General features: G+C 46.3%; 10 protein-coding genes. 9 read left to right on the forward strand and 1 reads right to left on the reverse strand.

All coding sequences use genetic code 11. From position 1 onward, the window contains the following. Positions 1-33 precede the first annotated feature (33 nt). The 5 genes from Q0R52_RS27990 (at position 34) to Q0R52_RS28010 (ending at position 16,202) form a co-directional block, all read left to right on the forward strand. Positions 34-3,249 (forward strand): glycoside hydrolase family 38 C-terminal domain-containing protein, encoded by a 3,216-nt coding sequence (locus Q0R52_RS27990; RefSeq protein WP_295801636.1) that lies wholly within the window; start codon positions 34-36, stop codon positions 3,247-3,249. Between the two features lie 183 nt (positions 3,250-3,432). Then, the gene (locus Q0R52_RS27995) at positions 3,433-4,182 is read left to right on the forward strand and encodes an insulinase family protein (protein ID WP_295801638.1); all 750 of its coding nucleotides are present in this window, start codon (positions 3,433-3,435) and stop codon (positions 4,180-4,182) included. Between the two features lie 817 nt (positions 4,183-4,999). Further along, a complete protein-coding gene (locus Q0R52_RS28000) occupies positions 5,000-7,855 on the forward strand; it encodes a hypothetical protein (RefSeq protein WP_295801640.1) in 2,856 nt (951 codons plus the stop codon). A 214-nt stretch (positions 7,856-8,069) separates the two neighbouring features. Further along, complete coding sequence (locus Q0R52_RS28005) at positions 8,070-8,687, forward strand: response regulator transcription factor (protein WP_295801644.1); 618 nt, start codon at positions 8,070-8,072, stop codon at positions 8,685-8,687. Between the two features lie 195 nt (positions 8,688-8,882). Then, positions 8,883-16,202: a cadherin-like beta sandwich domain-containing protein gene (locus Q0R52_RS28010; protein ID WP_295801647.1), complete on the forward strand. Its 7,320-nt coding sequence runs from the start codon at positions 8,883-8,885 to the stop codon at positions 16,200-16,202. A 365-nt stretch (positions 16,203-16,567) separates the two neighbouring features. On the opposite strand, the gene Q0R52_RS28015 is transcribed toward Q0R52_RS28010, so the two are convergent. Further along, on the reverse strand, positions 16,568-16,855 hold the full coding sequence (locus Q0R52_RS28015; protein WP_295801649.1) for an Arm DNA-binding domain-containing protein: 288 nt from the start codon (positions 16,853-16,855) through the stop codon (positions 16,568-16,570). Between the two features lie 644 nt (positions 16,856-17,499). Here Q0R52_RS28015 and Q0R52_RS28020 point away from each other — a divergent pair. From Q0R52_RS28020 to Q0R52_RS28035, 4 genes are all read left to right on the forward strand, one after another. After that, positions 17,500-17,844: a universal stress protein gene (locus Q0R52_RS28020; protein ID WP_295801651.1), complete on the forward strand. Its 345-nt coding sequence runs from the start codon at positions 17,500-17,502 to the stop codon at positions 17,842-17,844. Positions 17,845-17,849: 5 nt separating this feature from the next. Next, on the forward strand, positions 17,850-18,368 hold the full coding sequence (locus Q0R52_RS28025; RefSeq protein ID WP_295801652.1) for a hypothetical protein: 519 nt from the start codon (positions 17,850-17,852) through the stop codon (positions 18,366-18,368). Between the two features lie 237 nt (positions 18,369-18,605). Beyond that, complete coding sequence (locus tag Q0R52_RS28030) at positions 18,606-19,442, forward strand: universal stress protein (RefSeq protein ID WP_295801653.1); 837 nt, start codon at positions 18,606-18,608, stop codon at positions 19,440-19,442. Positions 19,443-19,452: 10 nt separating this feature from the next. Next, positions 19,453-20,295, forward strand: a complete 843-nt coding sequence (locus Q0R52_RS28035; RefSeq protein WP_295801656.1) for a universal stress protein — start codon at positions 19,453-19,455, stop codon at positions 20,293-20,295. Positions 20,296-20,301: the final 6 nt, after the last annotated feature.

Here is a 20,301-nt window from a genome sequence, read left to right on the forward strand (position 1 = left end):
CCCGCAAAAGGATTGCCTTCATATAAGGCATGGGTGAAATTTGATTTTTCAACCCCAAAATCTTTTAACAAAATATTGATATGGAACCATAATCAGCAGAATCTGACTAACCGCGGATTTCGCTCAATAAAAGTGTATGGAACAACCAACGAAATTGATTGGATCGAGTTAACCGCCTTGGAATTGCCTGATGCTAAAGGCATGAATGGGAAAGCATCGGAAATAGTTATTAATGAAAGAAAGGCATTGAAATCCGTAATTATTGCTGCCGCATCTAATTGGGGAGGTAATACTTATGGCCTTAGTGAAGTGAAATTTATATCGGAGCTTGAAGTCGCTGAGTCGGCCTTACCATTTCCTAATGATATTGATTGCACATCAACAAGTATATACCGCTATTGTAAAGATGGCAAGCCGGGAAGAGAAGTCATGCTCGCTTTTAAGGGGGATAATTTATATCAACCTTCAGAAATTGAGGTTACCGCAGATGGCCGCACAGTAACAACCTCCGTCCCATTTAGAAAAGAGGGATTAGAAACGGCAGCGATCACACTCCCGTCCGGTGTAGGTATCGAGAAGGAAATACAAATATTTGTTTCGTTAAAAGCGGGGAGCAAAATCATAAGAAAATCATTTGTATTGCCGAAGCAGAGACAATGGACAGTGTATATTTATCCGCATGCACATGTGGACATAGGCTATACAAACACCCAGGCAAATGTCGAAATTATTCATAAGCGCAACCTTGTTAACGGAATGAAGCTTGCAAAGGAAACGGCAAACTATCCGGAGGGGGCACGTTATGTTTGGAATCCTGAAGTGATGTGGCCTGTTGAACGTTATTTGAAAAATGCCACACCAACTGAGCGGGAAGAATTATTGGAGGCTATTAGAAAAGGATACATCCATCTTGACGCGGGGTACATCAACGATAATACGAGTGTAACCGCCGATGAAGAATTTCCCAGGTTTTTTGGGGATGCAAAACGACTTGAAAAATTAACAGGTGTCCCTGTTAGTACTATCGACCAGACTGATGTTCCCGGTATGTCATGGGGAATCGTTCCCATGGCTGCTCAATTTGGAATAAAATACGTTTTCGCACCTTTCAACGGATCAGACCGCACCGGGCTGGCCGACAAATTCAGCTTCAAACCATTCTGGTGGATTGGACAGGATGGCGTTTCAAAAGTATTATTTCTTCAACCCGGGGATTATACTCCCGGTGCAAGAGAAAAAGGATTTAAATATTGGCCTTTAATGGCGGGACAAAAAGATCCGAACAAATTACTGCAAATCGTAAAAACAGATCATCCACGTGAAAATTTCATCGATGGTTATTTATGGGAAAAACTTAAGGAGTTGGAGGGTAATAGCAGTTACCCCTACGATTTATTTCCAATGACGTGGGCAATGGCAGACAATACACCAATAGATGCCGACCTGCCCGATGCCGTTAAAAGCTGGAACGAAGAATATGCATTTCCGCACCTTGTTATTGCAAGTTCAACAGATATCATGTCGGCATTTGAGAAGAAATACGGGGATATAATTCCCTCACTCAGGGGTGATTTTACAGAGTATTGGACAGATGGCCTGGGCTCAGCTGCTAAAGAGACATCTATGAACCGGAAATCGAAAGAACGCTTGATTCAAACGGACGTTCTTTGGTCGATGTTGCATCCAAGGGAAAGAGCGCCGCGTTCAGAAATGAATGAGGCATGGCGCAATGTGCTCATGGGGTCGGAACACACTTGGTGTTATATGAATCCTTACCAGGCCGACATGCAGAATGAAATATGGGGGGTAAAGCAAAATTTCTTTAAAACCGCGGAAAAGAGCAGTATTCAACTTCTTGCCAATGCGCTTAGCACCGTATCAACCGATAAGTCAAATATTATCTGTGTTTTTAACACTTTGTCTTGGGTACGCAATGGTTTGATAACGATTTCACACGATCAAAGTGAAGCTGCTTTATCCGTAAGGGATGAAAATAATAAACTGGTTAAGTCACAAAGGTTGAGCACCGGTGAATTAGTGTTTTTAGCAGCTGATGTTCCTGCGTTAGGATCGAAAAACTACACCCTGAGTATTGAAAGTGGGGAAAAAACCAATATGAAGATGGCTAAAGGGAATATCCTGGATAATGGCCTGGTCAAAGTTTTGATTGATCCTGTTACCGGTGATATTACCAGTTTAAAGGATAAAACGGGCGTTGAATTTGTGAATCCCGGTGACGCCTGTAACATCAACAGTTTCAGGTATCTTCTGGGGAGCGGGAAGCCGGCTTCAGGCGGCCCGCAATACGCGGCTAATACAACTACATCAATCGGTACGCTTTCGCACAAGCCGGTAAAGGCGACGGGGCCAACAGATGTGCAATCTGTAATTAAAGAGAATGGGCCGCTTCTTGCATCCATTGAGGTGAATTCAAAAGCTGATGGTTGCAATAAGCTAACACGGGAAGTTCGTATTATAGCCGGGATGCCGGAAGTTGAAATTAATAATCTGGTAGACAAAATAGCAATAAAGGAAAAGGAAGGGGTTCATTTTGGTTTTTCATTTAACATCCCAAACGGACGTACGCGCATTGATGTTCCCTGGAGCGTAGTAGAAATAGATGCCGATCAACTTCCTGCTGCAAACCGGAACTGGATTTGTTTCCAACGCTGGCTTGACATATCAAATGAAGGCAAGGGGATAACCTGGTGCTCATTGGATGCGCATACTTTCGAAAGTGGTAATATGACTGCTAATATTATTGGAGGAGCTCTTCATTCACCTGAATGGATCCAACATCTGCCTTTAAGCTCAACCATATATTCATGGGCGCTTAACAATCATTGGCACACCAATTTTCCGCTGTCGCAGGAAGGTAAATTGAATTTTCGTTACAGGATATTACCTCACCAATATGCCTACGATGCGGTTAAGGCTAATCGTTTTGGGCTTGAGGAGTCACAACCGCTGATTGCTACTCCGGTTAAGAAAAAAATAATCCTGAACACCTTGATGAAAATCGATAATGTGAACGTTTTTATTTCGATCATTAAAACATCTGAAGATGGAAAGTCGATGATTATTCGCCTGCGATCATTATCGGATAAACCGGAAAAGGTAAATCTGTCTTTCCCTTCTTTTAAGCCAAAATCTATAAGAACATGCATTGCGGACGAAACGCCGGGTGAAGAAGCGGGGACTTCAATTAGCATGTTGCCACATGGAATTACATCGTTAATAATAGAGTAGAAGCAGATTTAAGATATTACCCCTTTTTAACTTTTGGGTGGTAAGGGTTGAAAAAGCCCCATTGTAGCCAATATAATGGATACCGCCATTATGTGGGTTAGTTTTAATAGATTTTTCATTTTGTCGCTTGTTTTTATCTTTTGACGATTTAACCACGCAAAACGGTCGGGTTTTTGTAAAATAGTGCTTAACAAAGCCTACGCTATATTTAAAGAGCGTTTTGCTAACGAAAGCGGCTTTACATTTGTGTTTGTTGGCAGCATTGATACCGTTGCTATTAAGCCATTGCTGGCCAAATACCTGGCAAGCCTGCCGGTTGCCGGCAAGGTTGAACAGCCAAAAGATTTGAATATCAATATTCCGTTGGGAGTTATTGAACGCACTGTTTATAAAGGAACCGAACCCAAAGCTACCGTTAACCTGGTATTCTCCGGCGCGTTCGACTACAGCTTTGAAAACAAGCTGAAAATGGATGCGCTTAAAGAAACCCTGCAAATCAGGATGCTGGAGCGCTTACACGAGGACAAAAGCGGCGTGTATTCGCCTGGCGTGCGTATGAGCACCGTAAAATTGCCGCAGGGCAGGTTTAGTACCACTATTACGTTTGGCTACGCCCCGCAAAATGTAGATAAACTCATCGCCTCGGCGCTCGACGAGGTAGAGAAAATTAAAACCGCCGGTCCGCCGCAGGTTAACGTTGACAAGTTTAGGGCCGAAAGCCAACGGACCATTGAAACATCGTTAAAAACCAACGGCTTTTGGTTAGGCTACCTGAGTTCGCAACTGCAAAATCAGGAAAAGCTGAACCAAATAGATGATTACACCAAACAACTGAATCTAATAACCCCAGCCGATGTCAAGGCCATGGCAAACAAATACTTAACAGGTAAAAACTATATCAAATTAGTGCTGCTGCCCGAAAAAGCGAAATAGTTTGGCATAAAAACAAAATACTCTTTGTTCTTAGCGTTTTTCATTACGATAAATGATGTCAGTTAATAGTTTAAATTCAATGCCCTTCGAAAGAGCGAAGGTCATTTATTATTGCTTAATTTTCAGTGTTATCTGTGGTTGAATAGTTAATTTCCTTGGAATATTCACTCGCCTTGTTCTAGCGACGGCGAGCTTTTGCGAAAGATTCTAAACAACGATAGGTTTTGGAACAAAGTATTTTTTAACGCCAGCGAAAACTTTGCCGGTACTGTTCTAAACCGCTTCTGCTTGATTCGTTTAAATGTAAGCACAAAAATAGCGCTTATAAGTTACCAGGAAGTCCTTCGGATTTTCAACTAAAGCCTTTTACGAAATATGCTAAATAATTTCACACTATGATAACATTGTCCGGAAGCTTTAAGTGGAATGAATGGGACTCGAACCATCGCGATATATGCTTAATTATCAAATATTTGACAATTCAGAAAATCAAAAGGTAACCGAGTAGGTAACCGAATAACTTGATTTATTTTGATCGAGCGTGAAAGAACTTACCATCAAAATAAATACAATTGATTATTTAAGAGGAAGCAAGCGGAAGTCTGCTTTGTTGTGCTAAAATGGTGGTCTTTAGGGATTATTTGTGCTGCTTAAGGCTAAATTATCGACTAATTGCTTATTTTTATAAACTCTTATAATAAGTAATAGATAGGTTTAATACTTAAAAATATCTATTTTTATTACACGAATGTCCCTGATGAAACAAACCCCACGGTGTCTAAATAACATAACGTTAGGTGATCTGTGCCGCACTTTTATGCAAAGACTATTTTTCAGGCGTACTTTTTGCTATCTTTTTGGGATTTCAGTATTTATTTGCGTCACCCCAAGGGCATCTGCTCAAAAATCAATAGCTGTTAGGACAATTGCCCTTCCGAAACCGTTCGATCATGCGGAAATAAAGCACCTGATGCTCGACGGAGATGGCTTTTTATGGTTTGTAACCAACCAGGGTATATGGCGTTTTGACGGGACAGACGTTCAGCCGGTCGATATCCATAACGCCGTGCTCCCACAAAATTCGGTTCCGGATGGCATATACAGGTATCATAATTTCTTGTTTTTTAGTTTACGGGATGTGCCGACAGATACATACCAAGTACTCTGTTATAATATCGGCAACAAAAATTTGAAACAGTATAAAATGCCCGGCAGGCCGATTAATTATATGACTGGCAAAGGCGGATCGCTTCAATTTATGACCAGCGATGGTAGCCGGTGGATGTTTACCGATGAGGATGGATTGAAGCAGACAGACAAATATTTTACATACAAGGGCTGGGTTAAAGGTGACGGCATGGAATATTATACCATTGATGCAAATGGCAACACCTATTTATTTTCGCATAAAAAGGCAGGATTGGTAAAGAAAGACAGCATTATTTGGAGCCTTCCCGCCGCGCCGCTGCAAAAATTAGCTTTTGTAAAACAAGCTTATTGCGATTCAAAATATGTTTTTGCCAATTGTGGGAATGGTTTGGTAGTTTACGATAAAAACAGCCTGCAAATTGTGTACGAACGGCTTGACGAAACATACGGACTATCTCTCCCCGGCAAAGACGGAGAACTTCCTGTATTTAAAATCATAAACGATTTACGCATACAGGATATGTGCAAAAAAACCGGCACCAACCAAACACTTGTAGGTACAGACAAAGGCCTGCTGGAAATAAGCCCGTCCGACGAAGGTCCCGGCGAAACGGACCAACAGCAACTGATTGTCGATTTTTTTAAGGATAAAAGCATCCGAAGCATCTACCGTTCGTCAAATAAAAAGTTATATGTTGGCACTTACCAGGGGCATTTTGTTTGCGATGGCAATACCTTTAAACGCATAAACGGTAATATTGCTTACACGGTGCAGCCCGTTAACCAAAACATGCTCCTGGCAGGCATGGAAGGCGGCACAGGATTTTATTTGTTAAATACACGTACGGATGAATGGCATTTAAATCCAAACCCTTTACGCACTACTGGTACTACTAAAATTATACCGTACAACAACGGTTTCCTAACAGGCTCGTCCGGTTACATCTATTATTTGACTGCTTTGCTCAACGGCGATTATAAAATCAGCCCCTGGCTTAGCGATGCAAACCTTGGTTTAATTAAGGACCTTAAGTTTATTAATGGAGATTTATGGATAGCATCGCTAAGGGGTTTATTTAAAGTCGACAAAAGCGGCAACGAGAAAAAAATATACCCGGCAGGTCGCACTTTGGGTTGTTATGCCATACTAAAAGCTAATGACGGCCTTTGGATAGGCACCAATGGCGAGGGTTTGGTTAAAATTGATGCTGCCGGCAAAGTAACCCGACAGATCCATTTCAATGACGGCCTGGCAGGCGAATATGTTTATTCATTGTTCCAACTGAATAATCTGGTAATTGCTGGCACCAGCGGCGGCGTAAATATTTTTGATCAGTCATCCGGGATGCAGCCGCTTGCTATTCCTGATTTGCCTTCATCCGATGGCAACTTATACCAGGAAATTAATCATTCGGCGGTATTCGACGATACTGCTAAACATAAGATCATTTTTGGAGGCACCCAGGGACTAACTTTTTTGGATAAGGATTATTTGAGATCTGCCGCCGGGAAACCCAACGACCGCGTAAATCTCTCCTATATTAAAAAGGGTTATAACACATCACAGCCACCCGCTACTGATATTTTCGTTTCAAACCAGGGTGTTATCGAGATTTTACCTGGCAATACCTTTACCGGATTAAAATTTTCGGGGCCATTTAATCAAAAATACATCCTCTTCCGCATTAAAGAACTTGGTTCTGCCTGGCAGCAGCGAAAGTTATCTGAAGAAGTTTCTTTATTCGCCATACCACCCGGAAAATACACATTGCAGGTGCGGTTCCCTTCTGTAACCGATCAGCGTTTTTGGCTTATCAAAACTATTGTTGCGGTGCCCCGCTTTTATCAGACATGGTTTTTTAAAGTAATTATGGCGTTTTTTATTGGTATCGGGATTTATATTGCCTGGCTTTGGCGCGCCCGGCAGATAAGGAAACAACACCTGCTGCGCACTACCATTGCCAGCGATTTGCACGACGAAATTGGCAGCGCACTTACCCGCATATCATTAAGCAGCGAATTGATGAACATTAAAAAGCAGATGGACACCAAGATAGTGGAGCGCATATCAACCGATAGTAAAAGCGCCATTGCATCAATTTCGGATATTATTTGGTCTGTGGATGCGCGAAATGATAATAAAGACGACCTGATTTTACGGATGAAAGCCCACGCCAGCAATATGCTGGAGGGACTTGCAACCATAAATTTTGAAGTGCATGGCCTGGAAAATGTTGTAAATTTACCCCAATTGGTAAGGCAAAATATCTACCTCATTTTTAAAGAAGCCATTAATAATATCGCAAAGCATAATGTTAACCCACAGGTTTGGATAATACTCAACAACCAGCTAACCGGCATGACCGTCACGTTAAAAAATACTATTGAACAAAGGCAAAAAGCGGCTTTTATTGGCCAGGGGCTTAAGAACATGGAAATGCGCGCCAAACGAATGAAAGCTTCGCTCGATGTTGTAAATGAGGATGGTATATTTTCAATAACGATAAAAATGAAGAGGTGGTGAGGAGGAGTAAGGAAAGTCAGTAAAGTCTGGACAGAGCGGAAAAATTGGTGGTTTACAGTTCGCGCAAAACCTGTTGGGTGCACTATACTATCTGTCAATCTGCTAATCGTTAATCAAACTTTGCTGTAGCGTCTTTACTGACTTTGCTGACTCAACAAAGAAATACCCCAAACATGTTATATCCACATATGTTTATTATTGTCATTTTTGAATTATGATTAGTGTTGCTATTGTTGAAGACGATGAATATATACGAAACAGCATCGTCCAATTTTTAACGATGCAGCCTGAATTCGACAGGATTTACAACTATGGAAGTGTTGAATTGTATATGGCCGGCACCGTTGTTCCGGATGTGCTTTTGATGGATATTGACCTGCCCGGAATAAGCGGGCTGGAAGGAGCATTTCTAATCAAGCAAAAAAGCCCTTTAATAAATATCCTGATGCTTACCGTTTACGAAGATAAAGAACGGATATTTAAAGCATTACAGGCCGGTGCTACGGGCTACCTGTTAAAAAACACCCCCCTGCCCAAACTAAAAGCCGCCATACTGGATGCCGATGACGGCGGCGTGCCCATGAGCCCTTTAGTAGCGAAAAAGGTAATTGCCTTTTTTTCGGGTAAACCTGCTGCCACCGAAAATACCACCGGTGAGCAACTCACCGCGCGCGAACTGGAAGTGGCCCGGTTGCTGATCAATGGCGATACTTATAAGCAAATTGCCTGGCATCTGCACATCTCTCCCGATACAGTGCGCCAGCATATTAAAAATATTTACCGCAAATTACAAATTAACAGCCGCGTTCAGTTGATCAATGAATTCAGGTAATTCATTAATGCTATCTTTCGGATTATTCCGACTTTCCCGGCTTTTGGACTACTCCGTATACCCCATTCATGTTATAGACACGTATCCTTTTTCGGTCTAACTTTAGCGAAGCTGCTTGGGTCACGCTCGGAGCTCTCAAGACAGCTTATTGCAAAAAAAAACATGAAATAATCTGCCCAGCTCAATAAAGTCTTTATGAAACATTTTTACCGCTATATGCCCGGACTGTTTAAGTTAACAATTTTTTTTATTGCAGCATCAGCGCTTTCCTTAACAGCGCGGGCACAAGGTACGCCCGGTACGCCTTCTGTAAGTGGCAACTTTACTATATGCAGCGGCAGCACGGCAACATTTACCGCCAGCGGCGCGTCGGGCGCTTCATTTGGCTGGTATGATGCCGCAACAGGCGGAACCCTGCTTTCAACATCGGCTACCTATACCACACCGGTATTAACGGCCAGCAAAAACTATTATGTGCAGCAAACGGTAAGCGGCAGCACCAGCAGCAGGCTGGCTGTAACAGTTGTAGTGGCGGCCGCGCCTTCGTTAACCACGCCTACCAATCTGCTGGCAACGCCGGCCACAATTTGCCAGGGCACGTTCAGTGCGCTTACCGCAAATGTGGATGCAACTGCCGGTCAGTACGTATATTGGTATGATGCGGCAACTGGCGGTAATTTGCTGGCCGGTGTTCCCAGCGGCGGCAAGTTTAACGTATCGCCCAATGCCACTACTACCTATTATGCGCAATCGCAGGCCAAAATAGACACAGCTACATTTAATTATACTGGCTCAGTACAAACTTTTACGGTACCGGCTGGAGTTACCAGCCTGCAAATTGATGCAAGTGGCGGCCGGGGTGGGAAAGGTACCGACCTGGGTGGTGGCAGCAAAGCCGGCGGCGGCGGCAGGGTTCAGGCTACCATGGCCGTTACGCCGGGCCAGGTACTGAGCGTTTATGTAGGCGGAGCCGGAGCCGATTTTCATTCTGGCTCCAGTTCACCCGGTGGATTTAACGGAGGCGGAAATGGCCCCGTTTGCTTTAATAGTGGTCCGGGCGGTGGCGGCGGCGCAACAGATATACGTACAAACGGGCAGGCACTCAGCAACAGGGTATTGGTAGCAGGCGGCGGTGGTGGTGGCACTGGATCTTATCCCAACTTTACCGGAGGCTCGGGCTCGGGTGGGGGCCTAACAGGCAATACCGGGCCGCTTTATTCAAACGGTCAGCCTGCCGGCGGAGGTTCTCAAACAGCCGGTGGCGCCGGTGGTTGCGATGCCAATGGCTGCGCCCCGGCTGGCAGCCGGGGCCAGGGCGGCGATGGCCAAAGTGACGGTGGCAAGGGCGGCGGCGGCGGTGGCGGTGGCTTTTATGGCGGTGGCGGTGGTGGCTCTGTTGGCGGTGGCGGCGGCGGCAGCAGTTATACCGATTCGACCTTTTTTCAAAATGTAGTACATACACAGGGATACCAGGGTGGTAATGGCCAATTAATCATTACTTATAATTCATCAGCCAACTGCGCGGTGGTGACCCGGCAGCCGCTTACCGTTACGGTAAATACCACACCACAGGTAAGTGCCGGCGTCAATGTAATCACTTGCGCAGGTACTGCGGTGACGTTAACTGCCACCGGCGCAAATACTTACGTGTGGCAACCCGGCAATTTAACCGGCGCCTCGGTTACCGTAAGCCCTTTGGTTACCACTACTTATACGGTAACAGGTACACTCACCAATGGCGGCTGCAGTAATAGCAGTACCGTAACAGTTACGGTGACAAGTATTTCGGTATCGGCATCACAAACCACATGTGCCGGGCAAACGGTAACGCTTCATGCCTCGGGTGCCGATAGCTATACCTGGATGCCAGGCAATTTAACGGGTGCGTCGATCGATGTGTCGCCCACAGCAACGACAGTATATACCGTGACCGGGCACAATAATAATGCAGGCTGCAACAGTACGGCGCAAACTACCGTGACCGTTAATCCACTGCCGGTTATTAGTGCAGGTGGCCCGATAACCGTAACTGCCGGCACCAGTGTAACCCTGACGGCAAGTGGGAATTCCGATAACTATCAATGGTCGGTTCCGTATTCGTTAAACAGCCCTTCCATTACTTTCATCCCATCGGCAACGCAAACGTGGACGGTAACCGGTACCATTACTTCCACGGGGTGTTCGGCAACGACCACCGTACTGGTAACGGTAGTGCCGGCTCCTTCGGTCACCGGCAACACTATCGTATGCCCGGGCAGTACAACTATGCTTACAGCGTCGGGCACCGGGCCCTTTACCTGGTATGATGCCATAACGGGCGGTAACCTTTTATTTACAGGTGCTGCATTTACAACGCCTGCCATTAACAGCAACATCACCTATTGGGTTTCTGATAACGGGGGCACCAGGATACCCGTGAATATTAATGCGCCGAAGTTCATGTCGAAAGCGGTGGCGACACCAGCATCAATATGTGCAGGATCAAGCAGTGCCCTATCGGTAACCCAAAACAACCAAACCATTAACTGGTACGATGCGGCCACTGGCGGCAATCTGCTCGGCAGCACGCCTGCCGGCGGCAGCATTTCGGTTAGCCCGGCCCAAACAACGGTTTATTATGCGCGGATCACTGCACCGGTTCAACCGGATACCGTTATATTTAACTATACGGGTGGCGTACAAAATTTTACCATACCTGCAGGTGTAACCAGCATGCAAATTGATGCAGATGGCGGCGGCGGTGGGCGGGGCGGCATTAGTGGTGGCCGCAGCGGTAGGGTTCAGGCTACCATGTCGGTTATTCCGGGCCAGGTACTGAGCATTTACGTTGGGGGTGCTGGCAGCGATTTTCAAGCCAGCAGGAACAATAACCCCATACTGGGTGGGTATAACGGGGGCGGTAATGCACCTTATAGAGGTACAAATGGCGCGGGCGCCGGCGGCGGCGCAACAGATATACGTATAAACGGGCAGGCACTTAGCAGCCGGGTTTTGGTAGCAGGGGGCGGTGGTGGTGGCTATGAATATTTTGCCAACTTAAGCGGAAGCGCAGGTGGGGGCCTGACAGGCCAAAATGGAGAGTACGATGTTACTTACTACGGTAACGCTGCCGGCGGAGGTTCTCAAACCGCCGGCGGTGCCCGTAGTTGCGATGCCAGTAGCTGCGCCCAGTCTGGCAGCCTGGGCCAGGGCGGCCAGGGTTTATCAAACAGCGGCACCGTAGGAGGCGGTGGAGGCGGCGGCTTTTATGGCGGTGGTGGCGGCAACACTTCTGGCGGTGGCGGCGGTGGCAGCAGTTATACCAATGCGGCCATTTTTCAAAATGTAGTACATACACAGGGATACCAGGCTGGTAATGGGTATCTAAAAATTATTTACAATGCTGTAAGTTCATGTGCTGTTAGCATGGTACTGCCTGATACGGTAACGGTTACCCCATTGCTTACGCCATCGGTAAAAATTGCGGCAGCTGCAAATTGCCAGGCCTGTATGCCTCAAACGGTAACCTTTACCGCCACAGCAACAAACGGCGGAACGGCCCCGGTATACGCCTGGTATAAAAATGGCGGGGTTGTTGGCACCAACTCGCCCAGCTATTCTGATAATGCCTTAACAGCAACCGACCAGGTATGGTGCATCTTTACCAGCAATTACCCTTGCTTAACCACCAATGCGATAAGCAGCAACAAAATAACCACAGCTACGCCTGTAATTTCAGCGATTAGTCCTTCATCCGGGCCGGTCGGCTCCCTGGTTACGTTAACCGGAAGCAACTTTCTAACCCTGTCAACAGTCAGCATTGGCGGCGTTCCGGCCATCCCTGTTTCCAATACCGACACACAAATTTTGGCCATGGTAATGCCGGGCGCCAGTACGGGGAATGTCACGGTAAACACCATTTTTGGCTCAACTACCGGTGCCGGCAACTTTACCGTAACACCGACATTGCCGCCCGTTATGCAACAGGGCGGCAAAATTGTGGCAACTTCGGGTGTTACAGCAACGTCGCAAGTCGGGCACGCAGTAGCGATAAGTGCCGATGGCAACACGGCGGTGGCAAGCCTTAATAGTTCGCCCGGCGGCGTCATTGTATTTACCCGCCAAAGCGGCGCCTGGACGCAACAGGCCATGCTTTCGGGTACCGGAGGTATCGGAACGGCGTTGCAAGGGTCGGCAGTGGCCATCAGTGCCGATGGGAATACTGTGATCTTCAGTGCACAAACAGATGCAGGCGGCAAAGGCGCATTTTGGGCATTTACGCGCAACAACGGGGTTTGGTCGCAACAGGGAAATAAACTAAGCAGCAGCGATGCAGCGGCAGGTTCACCCGGTAGCTATTTCGGCTCAGCGCTGTCACTAAGCGCAAACGGGAATACGGCTTTGATTGGGGGTACTTACGATAATTTATCTCAAGGCGCAGCATGGATATTTAAGCGTGACGACGCAGGCGCCTGGACGCAAAACGGCAATAAGCTGACCGGGACTCGCGCAACAGGCAATTCCTATTTCGGTAATGCCGTCGCACTTAGCGCTGATGGGAACACTGCATTAGTAGGTGGCTTTTTTGATGCCTCCCGCACGGGCGCCGTTTGGGCGTTTGTCAATAACAATGGTTCCTGGGCACAGCAGGGCGGTAAACTAACCGGCAGCGGCGCAACAGGCGGCCTTGGAGAGTTTGGCAATGCGCTTTCGCTGAGCGCCGACGGCAATACGGCCTTAATTGGCGGTTACCATGATAATAGCTCGGCCGGGGCAGCCTGGATATTTACGCGCAACAATGCCGTTTGGGCACAACAGGGCAATAAACTAACGGCAACGGGAGCTATCGGCAGCTTTTTATCCTTTGGGCAATCCGTTGGCTTAAGTGCTGATGGCAATATCGCGATGGTCGGAGCACCCAATGATAATAAAAATATGGGTGCGATGTGGGTTTTCCGCCGAAATAATGGCGCCTGGGCGGTGTACGGCAGCAAGCTTGTTGGCGGAGGCTTAATACTTACTGATTTCCAACCCGGTATGGGGCAATCTGTCACGATAAGTGCTGACGCTTCTACCGCGTTTGCCGGCGACCAAAACGATAATGCAAATGCGGGCGCGGCATGGGCTTACATACCACTGCCCCCGGTGCCATTAACCAGCCTGACTGTTAGCACGGGAACTTTAAGCCCTGCCTTTTCTCCAGGCGTTAACAATTACACCGTTACCGTAAATGGCGCTATCCAAAACATTACTGTAACACCATCAGTGAGCGACCCTGCGGCTACTATAACCGTAAACGGGGCAAGTACGCCATCCGGCTCGGCATCGGCACCCATAAGCCTCACTGTTGGGGTAAATAACATCGCGGTTGTGGTAACGGCAAGCGATGGCATCACTACTGATAGTTATTCCGTAGCGGTTACCCGGTTTTCAACTGATGCTACGCTTGCAGGCTTGAGCCTTAGCAGCGGAGTTTTAAACCCAGTTTTTTCCTCAGCTAACACAGCATATACCGCATCGGTGAGCAATGCAACATCGTCGGTCACCATTACCCCTGTTACTAACGATGCCGGAGCAACGGTAAAAGTTAATGGCGTAACGGTAGCTTCCGGAAGCCCATCAGCTGCGCTGCCGCTAATTGTTGGGGCCAATGTTATAAGCACTGTTGTAACTGCACAGGATGGTGTAAATACCAAAACTTATACGGTAACTGTAGTTCGACTTTCGAATAATGCCCTTTTAACCAGCATAAAGATAAACCCATCAACGGCGCTGACTTTAGTGAGCGGGGCTGACTACAAAGATTACACAACTACAGTGCCTAACAGCGAAACCAGCGTTAAAATAACGCCCACAGCACAGGACGCGACTGCATCCATAAAAGTAAACGGCGTAGCCACGGCCGGCGGGGCAGCCTCGGCTGCGATACCGTTAAGCGTAGGCGACAATGTAATTAATACCGTAGTAACAGCACAAGATGGTACTACCACCAAAACGTATTCTATAAAATTCACCCGCTTACCATCAACCAATGCCAACCTGGCTGGTTTTACAATAAGCAGCGGCACGCTAACCCCGGTGTTTGCTGCAGGCACAACCGGTTACACGGCAACAGTAAATACCGCTACTATAACGGTAACCCCTACAACCGGTGATGCCACTGCAACAGTTAAGGTAAATGGCACAACTTTAGCATCCGGGACAGCATCTGGGGCAATAGCCCTAAATGCCGGCGCTAACGTAATCAACATAGTGGTAACTGCCCAGGATGGGGTGACCACCCAAACCTATAGATTAACGGTAACCAACGGTTCGAATAATGCTCTTCTAACCACATTAAAAGTAAGCCCTTCAACGGCGCTGACTTTAGTGAGTGGGGGCGACTACAAAGATTATACAACCGCAGTTCCCAATACTGAAACCAGTGTTAAAATTACACCCACAGCGCAGGATGCTACCGCATCCATTAAAGTGAACGGTGTAGTCACAGCCAGCGGTACAGCTTCTGCTGCTGTACCATTACATGCCGGCGGCAATGTAATTAATACGGTAGTAACAGCGCAGGACGGCATAACCACCAAAACGTATTCTATAAAATTCACCCGCTTACCAACAACCAATGCCAACCTGGCTGGTTTGAAAATAAGCAGCGGCACGCTGACGCCGGTGTTTGCGGCAGGCGCCATCAGCTACACAGCAACGGTAAATACCGCAACTATCGCGGTAACGCCCACAGCCAGCGATGCAGACGCAACTATAAAGGTGAATGGCACAACGGTTGCTTCCGGCACGGCATCGACAGCATTGCCGCTGGTCGTTGGGTTAAATACAATTACAACCGTGGTAACGGCAAGCGATGGTACAACCACCAAAATCTACACGTTAACGGTAACCCGGCTTTCAAATAACGCTCTTTTAACCACCTTAAAGGTAAACCCTGTAACTACACTGACGGTAGTAAGCGGGCCCGACTATAAGGATTATACTACCACGGTACCAAATACCGAAACCGGCGTTAAAATAACGCCTACAGTGCAGGATGCCACAGCGACGATAAAAGTAAATGGCGTCTCGGTATCCAGCGGGGCGGCATCAGCGTCCATACCGCTAAATGTAGGTGACAATATAATTAATACAGTGGTAATTGCACAGGATGGTATAACAACCAAAACCTATTCAATTAAATTTACCCGATTGCCACCGGGCGGAACGTCATCATTATACACAACAAATTCTAACCGGGTAGATAATAACTTGCTGGTACACCAAAACGTATCGCCAAATGGCGATGGCAACAGTGATGTGTTAATTATTGACGGCATTACAGCTTATCCTGAAAATAAACTGCGGATAATGAGCCGCAGCGGAATACTGGTGTACGAGGTAAAAGGCTACAACAATGATACTAACGTATTTGACGGGCATGCAAGTTCAAATGGCAAGCTACAGCAAGCTGGTACTTATTTTTATTCTTTGGAATATAAAGATGGAAATGAAACGAAGTATAAAACCGGGTTTATTGTGCTGAAATATTAATGTAAAATGATTAATTAAAGACATCCAGGGCTTTCGAGGCTTCGGACGCCTTACAATTTTTACCCGTTGGTTAAACATAGCACACCAAGACGAAGTTATTCCATCTGCACAATGTGAAAAAGCGTTCTCCGTTTGCTTCCGGGTTTATTATTGCTTTGATATGAATATCTGCCAAACCACGAATGTCTACCAAGCTAAAACTTAATTTGGGCGTTTGCTGTCATTTTTCCTAACATCAGTTGTTCTATGATTTGAATAGGACTTGAGTAATTATTTCCCAGTACGGACCGAAAAACCGAACTATGCGCTTATGTATTTGGACGTCAATATTTTTAATTTCAGCCAGTCGCCGGACAACTAATGTCCTACAGGCGGTCTGCAGTTATTGGCAATCTGGCTTCCATCATTGATTGATGCGTCGCAAAAACTAATTGTTCCAAGGTTTTCAAATATGTATTAAATATCCTTGCTTCTTCAGTCGTGCCGGTCATTTTCTGAGATTTCGGATTCCATCGGCTGGCTGTTACATAACGCTTTGTAGAAAATTCGACTCTGCTGCCATCAATAGTAATTCTTAAATAAATTGGGGCGGTCCCATTGGCCAGGGTTTTGGTCTTTTTTAAATTAAAATTGATACAAATTGTGCTGATCATCGCATTGGCAGTTAAAATGTTAATTAATAGACTTTTATGATGCTTAGCGAGACCTAAAGTTAGTGGAACCGAATAGGTCTCGCAAGAGGTCTCGATCAGATTGGAAAATTACGGTCGGATTGGACTTGTCCTAAAAGCAAAAAAGCCTAAAATCATAGATTTTAAGCGTTTTCAATCTTTGTTATTAAGTACTTGGCGGAGAGGGAGGGATTTGTACACCTCTCAAACCGGTTTGGTATTCAATATGTTATGCGGTCTTTATTTCTTACTCACCGAAATGCTCACCACTTTTTTGATACAGATTAATTGCAAATCTTATGTAATAAAGATAGGTAAATTATGTGATTTTTAAAAGATGAAAGCATCATGAATCTTAATTATCTGTGATTTAAATGAGGGCTTTGGTGTGAAATTAAATTTGGTGTTGATTATACGGGAATAATTAAATGGAACTTTTAGTTTTTGGCCCGCGAAGGTCCACGCACACACACAGGCGTGAGGCATAAGGTGTATTAGTGTATTCATGCGATTAAAGATAATAAAAGTATGGCCGTTGCCATGCTGGGAAACACTTGATTAGGTGATGGTTGTCATTTTAAAAACACGCTTAAAACCGAAATTAGCATAAAATTTACGCCCCTGTTATGAAAAATGTATTAATCCTAACCGATTTTTCTGCCGGGGCCATGCGTGCGGCCGAAAGCGCATTGCTAATCGCAGCAAAGCTAGGCGCCGATGTGCTGCTGGTGAATGCTTATCCGATTACTCCTTATTTGCCACCTGTAGGGTCTGCCATTATACCGCAAAGAAGCGCGGACGATAAAAGGCGCGAAAGCACTGGCCGCCTCGACAACGAGGCCCGGCGGCCTATAAACCGCCTGCGTAGCCTTGGGCTGCCCGGCGATGCGCCGACAATCCGGCCCATCGCGCTGGAAGGCCGGCTGGCAGACGGTGTTTCGGGGTTGGCGCGGCGAAAAAAAGCGTACTGATCATCATGGGCGTCTCCAAAAGATCTTATGGCGACCTGCTTTTTGACGGTGAGGTCAAAGCGGTGCTGCAGCTGGTTGCCTGCCCGGTCCTGGTTATACCTGCCGGCTGGCCCGGGCCGGAGATCGGACATGTCATATTCGCGACTGACCTTGCGGAAGCGGACGTGCGGGTGATCGCTGAATTGGTCAGGCTTTCCGCCCGCTTAAAGGCGCGGGTGAGCCTGAGCCATGTTTCCCGGCCGGTACTGATTCCGGACTTCGCGGAAGAATTGCGAACCTCCTCCTTCACCGACCGGGTCATGCACCTTTATCCGGGTATCGGCTGCTCCAATCTTAGGGCAGCCAACGTCATGGGCGCGCTGGAACAGCTCAGCACTGAAAAGCATGCGGATTTGATCGAATTGCGTTACCGGAAACATCCGGTGTGGTACCGGCTGTTTAACGAAAATCCGCTGAAAGAGGCCATGCAGCATAGTCAAACGCCATTGCTCATCTTTCCTGAAAACCCCGGGCATCATGACTAATTTAACGCAGCGTGCCCTTGTGGGAAGCGGGTTGATCATCGGATATGGGGCAAGTGCATTAGTATGCGGCCACAAAACCTGACCGAATAAACTAAGTAAGGCAATGGTAACTGACGGCAAGCCATTGTAATGCCGAATGTGATAAAGGTCATTTATTTCGCTGGCAGGCGTCATTGCTCATTTCAATCATTTAGGGAACTTTGTCAAGAGGGTCGGAGCTTTCTATATAGTAATAGCATGAAAAAAATAAGCGCAGTATTTGATGGATTAAAATTCGCAGACAGCACCCTGGCTTACGCGATCAAACTGGCTGAAAGCACCAAGGCATTACTGTCAGGTGTTTTTCTGGAGTCATTTCTCTATAACAGTTACCGGCTGGATGATCTCATCGGGAGCCATGGCCTCTCACAGGTAAAAATGAAGCATCTTTTGGAGAAGGACAAAGAAACCAGGTTAAGATCGGCCGGCATTTTTGAGCAGGCGTGCAAAAAAGCACATATCAGCTATTCCATACACCATGACCCCAGCTTTTCTGTACCGGAAGTGCTCAGGGAAAGTATCTATAGTGACCTGCTGCTGGTCAGCGCAGGTGAAACATTCAGCCATGTACCAGGTCAGCCACCAACCCATTTTATAAGGGAGTTAATGGCAGGCACACAGTGCCCGGTCCTGATCATTCCGGCTGAATACCAGGAGATCGAAAAAGTCGTGCTGCTTTATGACGGAAAACCGGCCTCGGTGCATGCCATAAAAATGTTCAATTATATGATGCCCTGGTTACGCAGCAAAGCCACCGAAGTGGTTTCGGTAGCAGATACTCATGATACTGCAGAACTCCCCGATGAAACCCTGGTCAGGGAATTCATCGCCTGTCATTACCCTGCGGCAACCTACACATTGTTAAACGGCGACCCCGAAGAAGAGCTTTTAACTTACCTTAAAAACAGCAGCAAAAACAGCCTCGTCGTTTTAGGGGCCTATCAGCGCAGCGGGGTCTCGCGCTGGTTTAAATCAAGCATGGCCGACCGGCTGATGAAAGCTATTAATGCGCCCTTGTTCATCGCTCACCATTAACCTTAAACTTATGGAAAAGATACTTGTTACCACCGACCAGTCCGTTAATTCAAAGGCGGCAATCCGCTTTGCCATTAAACTGGCCAAACTACGCAAAGCGGAATTGATCATCCTGCACGTTTACCATCTCTTAAAGCCCTTCAAATGGAGCGAACATGCCTTTGAAGAGTATAGCGATACCTTTAGAAAAAAAACGGTGGAAGAATTAACATCATTCATCGCCGCCATCTATCACGATATCCATGAACCCGAAATTAATCATCAATTGGTACTGGTATCTAATATCGATGTAGTGGACGGGATCATGGATTATGCCAATATGCATAACTGTTCTTATATCTGCATCAGTACCCGTGGTGCCGGTAGCCTTAAAAAAATATTCGGTACCTATACCGCTAAACTGATCGGCAGTTCTGCGGTGCCGGTTTTATGTATCCCAAGTTCTTACCATTTAAAGGAATTAACACACATCCTCTATGCGTCGGATATGACCGATTATGAAAACGAGCTCAAAAAGGTCATCGACTTTGCCCGGCCTATCCATGCCAGTGTCTCGATGATGCACATTTCCTACCCCTACGAATTTACATTGGATAAGGAACTGGCGGAAGCCTCGTTACAGAAAAAAGCGGATTATAAAGTGAGGCTGCTGACCCCAGGGCGGGATATTACCCATACCTTGCTGGAGGATATTGAACAGGCGATAAAGTCGGATAAACCTTCCGTGCTGGTACTGTTTACCCACCAGTCAAGATCTATATTTGAAAAGTTGTTCTTTCCTTCTAATGCTGAGGAATATTCTTTTTACGGCAAGATCCCTTTACTTACCTTTAATAAAACGGAAGGAAAATAAAAAGTT

This window comes from Mucilaginibacter sp. (assembly GCF_025359345.1).
GTDB lineage: Bacteria > Bacteroidota > Bacteroidia > Sphingobacteriales > Sphingobacteriaceae > Mucilaginibacter.